Genomic DNA, 10,659 nt, shown 5'->3' with positions numbered 1-10,659 from the left:
ATCGGGCACGGAGTCGGACGCCTGCCCGATCCGAGTGAAAGGCCGGGTCGATCCCAGACAGCAGCGGCGAAACAACGAGTCGTGCACGGCCCTGCGGTCCTCCACCCCGGCCGCCGGGACCGCGTGATGATTCCGAAGTCCAACCACCGGAAGCCACCCCGCACGCGCGCGTTGACCAGGGGACGGACCCCCGACTCGCCGGGCCCGGGCATCCGGACCGGGCACCGTCCGTCACGTGGCCGGGCCGCCTGCGTTGTGGATCAGGCGTTGGAGGACCTTGAGCGTCGTGACGTAGTCCGCGTCGTCGATGCCCTCGTGGAGGGCCGCGCGGATCGCGGGGGCGTTGCGGGCGAGGTCGACGCGGGCCTGTTCGCCCGCCTCGGTGAGGAACAGGCGGTCCTCGGCGTCGCGGGTCAACCAGCCGCGCTCCACGAGTACCTCCGACTCCGCCGCCAAGTCGTCCTCGGGGCGGAGGTAGGAGGCCATCGCCACCCGCAGTTCCGGCACGGTCATCCCCGCGCCGTCGGGCGAGATGTCGTTCACCGACAGATTGCGCAGCAGCCAGAACTGCGGCTGGGTGTAGCCCTTCTCAGCCTGCCGGGCCCGGGTGTAGGCAATGAGCGCCTCGTAGGCGACACCGGTCCAGTAGGCGGCGGGCTGTCCGGCGAGTTCCGCATCGGAGATCTGCTGGGCGGTCATGGCACGTCCTCCTGGTACGTCGGTGCGAATCCTGCACTGCGTGCAGGTCATGCGGCGACCGTAGGACTTCAAGTTCACTTGAAGTCAAGCGCGCGATCGCCGCCGATGCGTCGCCGGAGACCGCCGGTCAGTTGAAGGCGTCCAGGTACACCGAGCAATCCCCCGCCGTCGGCGGCGTGTTCACCAGGGCCGTCGTGGGCCACGTCCTCGTGTCGGTGAGCGCCGAGGTCGTGCCCACCTCGGGCCGCCAGCCGTGGCGTTCGGCGAAGCGGCGGATGTTCTGCGCGCTGATGGCGTCCATCGCGACCGGGGTGGTCAGTTTCGCGTCCGCCAACACCCCCGGGACCGTGCCGCAGGGGATCCGGTACGTCAGCTGCACGAGCGTCCCGCGCATGTTCGCCCTCACGTAATAGCGCACATTCGTGGCCCCCGGCGGCAGCGTAAGTCCGGTCAGCCGCAGCGACTTGCTCAGCGATACGTCGCCGCTCCCCGGGTCGGCGCGCGAGTCGCGACCGTCGTCCGACCAGGGATGCCACAGGAACAAACGCAGCGCCCCATAGCCCAGCAGCCCGAGCACCAGCATGCCCACGCAGAAGGCACCCGCCAGGAACAGTGCGCGCCGGGCACCCCTCCTCGCCACGCCCGCCGACGTCACCCGACCAACCCCGGAGCCATGTACCACGTCGTACTGCCCACGATGTCGAAGTCGTGGGCCAAGCCCGTCTCGTTGAGTCGGGCCAGGTCGTTCTGCGGGACACCCTCGATGTCGTTTCGGTGTGCGCCGCCCTCGGGATTGCCCCAGTTGTAGCGCTTGTAGATGTCGACCCGGATCGTGCCCTCCGGATGGCCGTTGACCATCTTGAAGTCGGTGCCGACGATCCGATACTGATAGCCGTTCATCGTGTAATAGAAATCCTGCAACTCGGGCGTGACCGGTCCGTTCTCCATGTCCTGGGCCACGCTGCCGCCCTGCCACCCGGTGTCGAAATTACCACTCGGAGCATTCGACCGCATGGTGTCGTTGAGGATCTTCTGGAACGCGGGATCCGCCTTCAGGAACTCCTGCGCGTCGAACTGGACGTCCCGCCCGTCGCCTTCGAGCCAGTACTTCATGTACGAGGCCGCACGATCGTTGCCGAAATACCCGTCCTGCGCCGCGACCATGGCCATTGCCGCCAGTTCGGTCGCGCGATCCCCGGCCGTGGGATCGGTGACGTTGAATTCGCGCTTGGGGCCGGTGTCCCCCCGGAGGAGCGGCGGCTTCGTGAAGTAGGGCGGGACGAGGTTGGAGCCCCCGAAGCTCGTCGTGTTGCGATCCGGCGGGTGGTCCGCGATTTCCCGGATGCGCTTGGCGATGCTCCGGGCCGATTCGTCGTGCTGCCTTTTCAGGTCCTTGGCGGAATCGAGAATCGCGTCCAGGTCGTCTTCGGCCTGCTCCAGCGCCTTCTTCGCCTCCGCGTGCCGCGTGAGCAGGGCCTCCTGCTCCTTGCCGGACGTGGTCATCACCTCGAAGAACCGCAGATCGACGTCCGGATTCCCCTCCATCTGCTTGACCCGGGCCCGGGCCGCCACGGCTTGGGCCTCCAGTTCCGTACGCGAGCGCTGATATTCGGCGAGCAGGAACGACCATTCGCCGATGGTGCGTTCGACGCCGGACAGGGCGTCGTGCATGATCCACACCTCGGGATAGATGTGCTGCACGGCGTCGTGGCAACTGCCGCCGGCCAACCCGCTCCAGGCCCCGGGATCCCGCAGCGTCTTCTCCATCTCGGTGCGTACATTGCCCACCTGCCCCGATGCCTGGCGCACCTTCTCGGCCAGCAGCGCAAGCGCCGGCAGCAGCCCGGGCGCCGGATCGAACCGCAGCCCCGGAAACTCCTTCTCGGCCGAACTCACGCGAACGCCTCCCCGATCCGGCTCGGCGTACCCGCGGCCGTGGCCGTGACGGTAGCCCCGGTCGGCGCGGACGAGCCGTTCGGAGCGAGCGCGGATCGCAGCGTGCTCATGGACGTGGCCGTACGCTCATCGGTCACGGCGTAGGCCCGCTTGGAGTCGTCGACGGCCTTGCGGAATTCCCCGATCCGGTCCTGGAAATCCTCGACCCGCTTCGACCACTTGTCCTTGAAGTGATCACAGGCGGTGTCGAGATCCTTGTGCCCGGTACGAATCGGGCCGGTCTCGTGGAGTGCGTCGAGCGCCCATTTCGCGGCCTGGGCCGAGCCGTCGAACCCGGATATCAGTACATCCAGCCACGCAAAGTCGACAGAGAACTTTTCCGCCATCGCAATCCCCCCGGTTCGCAGCGTGGCAGAAACTATATCCCGTCTGTTGTAGAGGGCAATGAAAAACTGGGGAATCGCTCATGATCAAAAAGAAGAAGCGCGTCCCTCGACCACGAGGGACGCGCTTCGACATCACAGCGCTCACCGATGGAAGCCACCGGAACGCCGGTCGAGAAGGCCGACGTCAGAAGACGAAGACGCCTCGGGCGATCTTGCCCGCCTCGGCGTCCTCCACCGCCTTGTGGAAGTCGTCCAACGCGTAGGTCTGGGTGACCAGTTCGTCGAGCTTGAGGGCGCCGTTCCGGTACAGGTCGGCATAGCGCGCGATGTCGTACTGCGGGCGCGAGGAGCCGTAGCGGCAGCCCATGATCGACTTGTCCAGGAACATCGAGGACACGTGGAACGACGCCTCGGCGTCCGACGGCGCGACGCCCAGGATGATCGCCTGGCCGGCCCGCCCGAGCATGTCGATCGCGTTGCGGATCACCGCGACGTGCCCGACGCACTCGAACGCGTGGTCCACGCCGCCCGGGACGAGCGCCTGTACCGCCTTGACCGAGTCCTCCACGGCACGCGCGTCGACGAAGTCGGTCGCGCCGAACTCGCGCGCCACCGCCTCCTTCGCCGGGTTCGCGTCGACGGCCACGATCCGGACCGCGCCCGCGAGCTTCGCGCCCTGGATCACGTTCAGCCCGATGCCGCCGGTGCCGATCACCGCGACCGTGTCTCCGGGCTGTACCTTCGCCCGGTTGAGCACCGCGCCGACCCCCGTCAGCACCCCGCAGCCGATCAGCGCGGCGGAGGACAGCGGGATGTCCTTGGGGATCTTCACCGCCTGGACGCCCTTGACCACGATCCGCTCGGCGAACACCGACAGGCCCGCGAAGTTGTAGACCGGCTTGCCACCGCGCGTGAAGGGCTGGTTGAGCTGACCGAAGCTCTTGGCGCACATCGTCGGCCGACCCCGGTCGCACTCACGGCACGCGCCACACGAGGCCAGCGTGGACAGCGCGACGTGGTCGCCGACCTTGACGTGGGACACCAACTCGCCCACGGCCTCCACGACTCCCGCGCCCTCGTGCCCGAGCACGACCGGGGGCGGGAAGGGGATGGTGCCGTTGATCACCGAGATGTCGCTGTGGCACAGACCGGCCGCGCCGATCTTCACCAAGACCTCGTTGGCCCCGGGTGCGCGCACCTCCAGGTCGTCGACGATCGAGGCTTCCTTGCCGTCGAAAAGAACGCCCTTCACCGGTTCCTCCTCCATCGGAAATGGGCTGACGAGCCGGGGCGCTCGACGGCTGACCGACCCGACCGTCTCCGGAACCGAATTCCGAGCGCGCACGCGTACCCGCGCGGCACTCTAGCCCGGAACTGATGAGCAGTCAGCCGGTTGTGACAGTCCTCTCGTATCACCCCGAGACCACCTCTGATCAGCCCGTAATCACGCACGTGTCACCACCACACACGGTTCACCACCGGTGCCGCGACGGCGACTTCACGGGACGCCTGCCACCCCGGCGACATCGAGAATCCGATGCATCACCGCGACCGGAAGAGCGGGATTGGCCGCCGCGTCCGACAACGGACGCGGATCCCCGTCCGGATGCGGCCGGCCGGCCACCGCCCGCGCCACCACGACCCAATCCGGATCCGTCACCAACCGCGCCCGCTGCACCGGATCGACATACGGATTCCCGGCAACCGCCATCCGCACCCGACGATCGGAGTGTCCGACCATCGCCTCGACCACGTCCCGTGTCAGGTGCGCGGTCTCACCAAGCGCAAACCGGACCTCCCGTCGATCGACCGCGGTCAACGCCAGCAACACGACCCCGGCAGGCACCCCCGGATTCCGGGGCGCACCCGCAACCAGCCCGTCGACCACAACCGCCCCCATCCCCTGCCGAGCATCAGCCGGCATGCGGCGTGAGCACGACCCCCGACGCGTCCCCGTCCGGGGTGACGCGCGCCGACGCGTCGAGCGCCACCGCCAACCGAGCCGCCAAATCCGGCGTGGGCACCGTCCCGCCCAGTTCGAGCCGCGCGATCCGCCCCCGCGTCAGCTCCGCTCGGCGGGTCAACTCCGGTCCACGCGGACCCTCCCGTCCTGGTGCCGCGATCAAGCCCCCGTGTGCGGATCAATGCTCGCCCCACCGACCACGCGTGCCAAGTCCGCCGCGAGGCCCGGCGGGCTCACGCCCCCGCGACCACGAAGTGGCCTCTGCGGGGGCGGCGTTGGGCCGAGGCGGCCGCGGAGAGCAAAAAGCTTGCCGACGGGCGTCACCGGGTAACGCGTGTCCAGCACTTGCAACCGCCGAAAACTTCATACCGCACCGCACCGGTGACACCGCGCCGCGAGGGCACGGTGGTGCGGGAGTTGCCAAAGTTGCTGCTGTGTCGCCCGAATCGCGGCGCAGACGAATCGTGATCTGTCGCGCGAAATCGGCGCCCCGAGGGTGTTGACGGGCCGTCCGACACTGATCACCCTGAGTGTGGCGGTCGTTCGCGAGGGGACGACGAGGCGCCCGGGTCGTGCCCCGGGTTTCCTCGACGAAGTGGGACCGCCGCCGTTCCGGGCCTCGTCGCGGTGCCCGGAACGCACGCGGGCCCCGAGACAGGTCGATCCTGTCCGGGGCCCGCGCGCCGTGCGTTCTACGCGTGTTCGGGAAACCCGCCCGCCCGGGCCCCTACTTGATCGCCACCGGGTTCACCGGCGTCCCCACGCCCCCCACGAAGGGCTCCGGCGACGCCTCCAGGAAGAACTCGTACACGCCGTCCGCCGCGCAGTCCTCGGACAGCTCCTCCAGGTTCCAGTTCTGCCCCTGAAGCATGCCCATCTCCACCAGGTGCAGCGCGTGCACCGCCATGAAGCAGTCCTCGATCTCCGGCGGGAACACCTCGAACGTCACCGTGTCGTTGGCCACCGCCGCCACATCGCGCGCGTGGAACCATTCGGGCGTGCGCACCGACAGGCCGGGGCCGTAGAAGTACATGTCCTTCTCGCCCGCGAAGTACTGCCGGATCTGCCCGGTGCGCACCAGCACGATGTCGCCCGCGCGCACCTTGACGTTGCCGAGCTCCTCGGCCGCCTCCAGGTCCGCCGGCGTGACCGCGTACTCCGGCGCCAGCATGTCCACACCCTTGGCCCGCGCCACGTCGAGGAGCACCCCGCGCGAGACCAGCGTCTTCACGTTGTGGATGCCCAGCTTGCGCGCGCCCTCCTCGGCGGTGACCGTCTCCTTCGCCGAGTGGCCGTTGTAGAGCCGGTCGTCGTACGTCGCGTGGGTCAGCCCGTCCCAGTGCGTACCCGCCTGGATGCCCATCGTCACCGCGTCGTCGCTGGTGGCCACCGTCCCGGGACCGAAGACCTCGTGGTTGACCAGGAACGTGGTGCGCTTGGGGTTGTCCCGGCCCGGGATCATCCCGTTCTGGATGCCGTCCTCGCGCAGCTCGACGGCCAACGAGAAGCGCTTGCCGGTGCGGACACAACCGGCCGCCGCCCGGACCACGTCGTCCGTGATCAGGTTGATCGTCCCGATCTCGTCCTCCCGGCCCCAGCGGCCCCAGTTGTTCACGCGTGCGGCCAGTTCGTGGAACTCGGGGGGCAGCGACATGGGGGCCTCCTCCAGGTGGTGGTGACACGTGCCGACGGGCACGAATACCCACGGGCACATTCTCGAACGGATCCGGGAAGCGTGCGCCGTGCTGTGTGCTGCGGCACTCTACCCAGGAAAACTAACGGATCGTCAGATAATGTCGAGAGGGCGTTCTCACAGGCCGCGCACCTTGCGTACGCAAGGCCGCAAGGCCGGTGTACGCCCGCGCCCGGCGGGACCGGCGGCCCCGGCCGCACCGACCGACCCGGACGCGCCACGACCGACCCGACCTGGGCCTCGGCCCTCGATTCCCGGGGCCTACTGGCGAGGCCACCGACAAGGAGCGGACAACACATGGGTGACTTCCTCACGGGCAAGGTAATCGCGGTCACCGGCGCCGGCCGCGGCATCGGCCGGGCCGTGGCGCTCGCCGCCGCCGCGCACGGCGCCAAGGTCGTCGTGAACGACTACGGCGTCGCCATGGACGGCAGCGCGCCGACCAGCGAGGTCGCCGACGCCGTGGTGAAGGAGATCGAGGCGCTGGGCGGCGAGGCCGTCGCGGTCGCCGACTCCGTGGCCACGATGGAGGGCGGCGCGCGCATCGTGCAGGCCGGCGTCGAGAAGTGGGGCCGCATCGACGGCGTCGTCACCGTCGCGGGCAACCTGCGCGAGCGCATGCTCTTCAACATGACCGAGGACGAGTGGGACAGCGTCATCGCCACCCACCTCAAGGGCACCTTCACCGTCGTACAGGCCGCCTCCAAGGTGATGAAGACCCAGGGCTTCGGCTCGATCGTCGGCTTCACCTCCGGGGTGTACGCGCTCGGCTCGGTCGCCCAAGCGAACTACGCCGCGGCCAAGGGCGGCATCGTCTCCTTCGTGCGCTCCGCCGCGCTGGGCCTGAACAAGTACGGCGTCAACGCGAACTGCGTCGCGCCGGTGGCCCGCACCCGGATGTCCGAGGGTGTCCCGCAGACGCTCAAGGAGATCGGCGACCCCGAGGACGTCGCCGAGCTGGTGGTCTTCCTGCTCTCCGACCACGCCAAGAACATCACCGGCCAGGTGTACACGACCGCCGGCCCCAAGATCGCGCTGTGGGACCAGCCGCACGAGATCAAGACGATGTACGCGGCCAACCGCTGGACGGCCGAGGAGATCGCCGAGAAGCTGCCGACCCAGATCGGCCAGGACCCGATGCCGGTGCTCGCCCAGCTCAAGGAGTACGCGGCCGCCGCGGCGAAGAAGAAGGCCGCCGAGGCCGCCGCCGGCAACTGACGCGACCCCCGACAGGCGACGCGCGCGGGGCCGGTGTGCACCGACCCGGTCCACCGACCCCGCGCGCGCGGCCGTCGTCCCGCCCGCACGGCGAGGCGACGAGATTGGACTGGCTGTGGATTTCCGGTACAGCGCCGAAGACGAGGAGTTCCGGGCCGAGGTCCGCGCGTGGCTCCGGGAGAACCTTTCCGGTGAGTTCGCCGCAGCGGTCGGTACCGGCGGTCCCGGCAGCGAACACGAGCACTTCGAGATCCGCCGGGCGTGGGAGCTGCGCCTGGGCGAGGGCGGCTGGATCGGCCTGGCCTGGCCCCGGGAGTACGGGGGCCGCGAGGCGTCGCTGATGCAGCAGGTGATCTTCGGCGAGGAGTACGCCCGCGCCCAGGCGCCCGGCCGGGTCAACCACATGGGCGAGAACCTGCTCGGTCCGACCGTGCTGGCGTTCGGCACCGACGAGCAGAAGGCGCGCTTCCTGCCCGCCATCGCGCGCGGCGAGGAACTGTGGTGCCAGGGCTACTCCGAGCCGGGCGCCGGCTCCGACCTGTCCAACCTGCGCACCTCCGCCACGATCGACCCCGAGTCCGGCGACTGGCTGATCACCGGCCAGAAGGTGTGGACCTCGCTCGCCCACGAGGCGAACTGGTGCTTCGTACTCGCCCGCACCGATCCCGGCTCGCAGCGGCACAAGGGCATCACGTTCCTGCTCGCGCCGATGGACCAGCCGGGCATCGAGATCCGACCGATCGTGCAGCTCACCGGCACCAGCGAGTTCAACGAGGTCTTCTTCGACAAGGCCCACGCGCGCGCGGAGCACGTGGTGGGCGAGGTGGGCGCGGGCTGGGGCGTGGCGATGGGCCTGCTCGCGTTCGAGCGCGGGGTGTCCACGCTGGCCCAGCAGATCGGCTTCGAGATCGAGTTGGACAAGGTGGTCGCCGAGGCGAAGGCCAACGGCGCGATCGAGGATCCCGTCCTGCGCGACCGGCTGCTGCAGAGCTGGATCGACCTGAAGGTGCTGCGCTGCAACGCGCTGCGCACGCTCGGCTCGCCCGATCCCGGCGCGGCCTCGGTGGCCAAGTTGGTGTGGGCGGGCTGGCACCAACGCCTCGGCACGCTCGCGATGGACGTGGCCGGCGTCGAGTCCACCCTGGCCGCCGCGGCCCCGTACGAACTGTCCGAGGCGCAGCGCCTGTTCCTGTTCACCAAGTCCGACACCATCTACGGCGGGTCGAACGAGGTGCAGCGCAACATCATCGCCGAGCGCGTCCTCGGCATGCCCCGTGAACCGCGAGGAGACGCCAAGTGAGCCCCACCGCCGCCCCCACCTACGTCGAGGGCCACGGCCTGCTGACCGGCAAGACGGTCCTGATCACCGCCGCGGCGGGCACCGGGATCGGCTTCGCCGCCGCCAAGCGCGCCGCCGAGGAGGGCGCCGTGATCGCGATCAGCGACAAGCACGAGCGCCGCCTGGGCGAGGCCGCCGACGAACTCGCCAAGCTGATCGGGTCGCGGCCGTTGGCCGTGCCGTGCGACGTCACCGTCGAGGACGACGTGCAGAACCTGATCGACACGGCCGCGCGCGAACTCGGCGGCATCGACGTGCTGATCAACAACGCCGGGCTCGGCGGCGAGGCCAACCTCGTCGACATGACCGACGCGCAGTGGGACCTGGTGATGAACGTGACCCTCAACGGCACGTTCCGCTGCACCCGGGCGGCGCTGCGGCACATGCAGCCGCGTGGGAAGGGCGTGATCGTCAACAACGCCTCGGTGCTGGGCTGGCGGGCGCAGAAGGGTCAGGCGCACTACGCGGCGGCCAAGGCCGGCGTGATGGCGCTGACCCGCTGCTCGGCGGTGGAGGCGGCGGAGTTCGGGGTACGGGTCAACGCGGTCGCGCCGAGCATCGCGATGCACGCGTTCCTGGCGAAGGCGTCGTCGGAGGAACTGCTCGACGAGCTGTCCTCGCGCGAGGCGTTCGGTCGGGCCGCCGAGCCGTGGGAGGTGGCGAACGTGATGGTCTTCCTCGCCTCGGACTACTCGTCGTACATGACCGGCGAGGTCGTATCGGTCAGCTCACAGCGCGCGTAGGCCATCGCGACGGCGCGCGGAGCCCGTCGCGGCGTGGGCGCATCGCGGCGCGCGGGCTCACCGCGCGCCGCCCGTTCTTGACGCAGCGTCAGCCCCGGCACGCGCCGCCACGGGATCCGGCGCGGTGCCGCTGACGCTCCGTCAACACCCGGTCCTGGGACCGGGTATCAGCCCGCGCAGCGACCTGGCCGGGCGTCGGCGCGCGCCCGCCCAGTCGGGCCCGCGGCTGCCGCGGGCGAGGAAATCGAGGATGTCCGGCAGGAGTTCGCAGACCCGGTAGGGCGGGCCGTCGGCGTCGGTCTCGTCCGGGTCGGGACCGGTCGCGTCGTCGGGCTCGAACGCCGACCACTCGACCTCGCACCACGGGTGCTCCCGACCGCATTGCGGGCAAGCATTTCCGCTCATGTCGACCCACGATAGGTGGTCGATCGCGGACGCGCCGTAACTTTTCCGGACTTGTCCAGAACCGTTTCGTCAGCCCCGACGTGATCATGCCCATCCCGGCACCCCCGCACGCCCCGGCGCGCACGCGGGCACCGCAACCGAGCACGCGCCGACAAAACGCGAACCGCGCCGGAAACGCGCCGGAGCCGAACCGGAGCCCAACCGAATTCGTCACGCAAACGACCCGCCCCGATCCCGACGAGACGGGGCCCACACATCATTTGCCGACCGCCACTCGAAATGAACCCAGGCCGGTGTTACCTTGATCTGACTATCCG

At 69.6% G+C, this 10,659-nt stretch carries 12 protein-coding genes; 3 read left to right on the top strand and 9 right to left on the bottom strand.

Annotated features, from left to right (window positions below; translation table 11 throughout):
* Positions 1-231: 231 nt before the first annotated feature.
* The 8 genes from ACH4XV_RS26660 to ACH4XV_RS26625 form a co-directional block, all read right to left on the bottom strand.
* Entirely contained in the window at positions 232-699 is a 468-nt protein-coding gene (locus ACH4XV_RS26660; RefSeq protein WP_395793985.1) for a MarR family transcriptional regulator, read from the bottom strand.
* A gap of 127 nt (positions 700-826) precedes the next feature.
* Positions 827-1,339: a hypothetical protein gene (locus ACH4XV_RS26655; protein ID WP_395793983.1), complete on the bottom strand. Its 513-nt coding sequence runs from the start codon at positions 1,337-1,339 to the stop codon at positions 827-829.
* Positions 1,340-1,350: 11 nt separating this feature from the next.
* Positions 1,351-2,595 carry a hypothetical protein gene (locus tag ACH4XV_RS26650; RefSeq protein WP_395793981.1) on the bottom strand — a complete coding sequence of 415 codons (1,245 nt, stop codon included), beginning with the start codon at positions 2,593-2,595 and terminating at the stop codon, positions 1,351-1,353.
* Complete coding sequence (locus ACH4XV_RS26645) at positions 2,592-2,981, bottom strand: hypothetical protein (RefSeq protein WP_395793979.1); 390 nt, start codon at positions 2,979-2,981, stop codon at positions 2,592-2,594. Before ACH4XV_RS26645 ends, ACH4XV_RS26650 begins: the two co-directional genes overlap by 4 nt.
* A 184-nt stretch (positions 2,982-3,165) precedes the next feature.
* A complete protein-coding gene (locus tag ACH4XV_RS26640) occupies positions 3,166-4,233 on the bottom strand; it encodes a Zn-dependent alcohol dehydrogenase (protein WP_395793977.1) in 1,068 nt (355 codons plus the stop codon).
* Positions 4,234-4,479: 246 nt separating this feature from the next.
* Positions 4,480-4,827: a hypothetical protein gene (locus tag ACH4XV_RS26635; RefSeq protein WP_395793975.1), complete on the bottom strand. Its 348-nt coding sequence runs from the start codon at positions 4,825-4,827 to the stop codon at positions 4,480-4,482.
* 67 nt (positions 4,828-4,894) lie between these two features.
* Positions 4,895-5,065 (bottom strand): hypothetical protein, encoded by a 171-nt coding sequence (locus tag ACH4XV_RS26630; RefSeq protein WP_395793973.1) that lies wholly within the window; start codon positions 5,063-5,065, stop codon positions 4,895-4,897.
* A gap of 606 nt (positions 5,066-5,671) precedes the next feature.
* Positions 5,672-6,598: a cyclase family protein gene (locus ACH4XV_RS26625; RefSeq protein WP_395793971.1), complete on the bottom strand. Its 927-nt coding sequence runs from the start codon at positions 6,596-6,598 to the stop codon at positions 5,672-5,674.
* Between the two features lie 336 nt (positions 6,599-6,934).
* Here ACH4XV_RS26625 and ACH4XV_RS26620 point away from each other — a divergent pair, with 336 nt between their 5' ends.
* The 3 genes from ACH4XV_RS26620 to ACH4XV_RS26610 all read left to right on the top strand — a co-directional run bounded on the left by ACH4XV_RS26620 (position 6,935) and on the right by ACH4XV_RS26610 (position 9,937).
* Positions 6,935-7,855: an SDR family oxidoreductase gene (locus ACH4XV_RS26620; RefSeq protein ID WP_395793969.1), complete on the top strand. Its 921-nt coding sequence runs from the start codon at positions 6,935-6,937 to the stop codon at positions 7,853-7,855.
* 115 nt (positions 7,856-7,970) lie between these two features.
* Positions 7,971-9,155 carry an acyl-CoA dehydrogenase family protein gene (locus tag ACH4XV_RS26615; protein WP_395793967.1) on the top strand — a complete coding sequence of 395 codons (1,185 nt, stop codon included), beginning with the start codon at positions 7,971-7,973 and terminating at the stop codon, positions 9,153-9,155.
* The gene (locus ACH4XV_RS26610; protein WP_379999213.1) at positions 9,152-9,937 is read left to right on the top strand and encodes an SDR family oxidoreductase; all 786 of its coding nucleotides are present in this window, start codon (positions 9,152-9,154) and stop codon (positions 9,935-9,937) included. The genes ACH4XV_RS26615 and ACH4XV_RS26610 overlap by 4 nt, the downstream gene beginning before the upstream one ends.
* A 141-nt stretch (positions 9,938-10,078) precedes the next feature.
* Here the strand turns inward: ACH4XV_RS26610 and ACH4XV_RS26605 are convergent, their stop codons facing one another.
* The gene (locus ACH4XV_RS26605; RefSeq protein ID WP_395793964.1) at positions 10,079-10,342 is read right to left on the bottom strand and encodes a hypothetical protein; all 264 of its coding nucleotides are present in this window, start codon (positions 10,340-10,342) and stop codon (positions 10,079-10,081) included.
* Between the last annotated feature and the right edge of the window lie 317 nt (positions 10,343-10,659).

It is taken from the genome of Embleya sp. NPDC020630 (assembly GCF_044334985.1).
GTDB lineage: Bacteria > Actinomycetota > Actinomycetes > Streptomycetales > Streptomycetaceae > Embleya.
Note: the sequence above shows the minus strand (reverse complement) of the source record. Positions and strands in the feature narration are given on the sequence as shown.

Coding starts and splice junctions, on each gene's coding strand:
- ACH4XV_RS26660 (WP_395793985.1), bottom strand. CDS start 699: ATGACCGCCCAGCAGATCTCCGATGCGGAACTCGCCGGACAGCCCGCC.
- ACH4XV_RS26645 (WP_395793979.1), bottom strand. CDS start 2,981: ATGGCGGAAAAGTTCTCTGTCGACTTTGCGTGGCTGGATGTACTGATA.
- ACH4XV_RS26625 (WP_395793971.1), bottom strand. CDS start 6,598: ATGTCGCTGCCCCCCGAGTTCCACGAACTGGCCGCACGCGTGAACAAC.
- ACH4XV_RS26620 (WP_395793969.1), top strand. CDS start 6,935: ATGGGTGACTTCCTCACGGGCAAGGTAATCGCGGTCACCGGCGCCGGC.
- ACH4XV_RS26605 (WP_395793964.1), bottom strand. CDS start 10,342: ATGAGCGGAAATGCTTGCCCGCAATGCGGTCGGGAGCACCCGTGGTGC.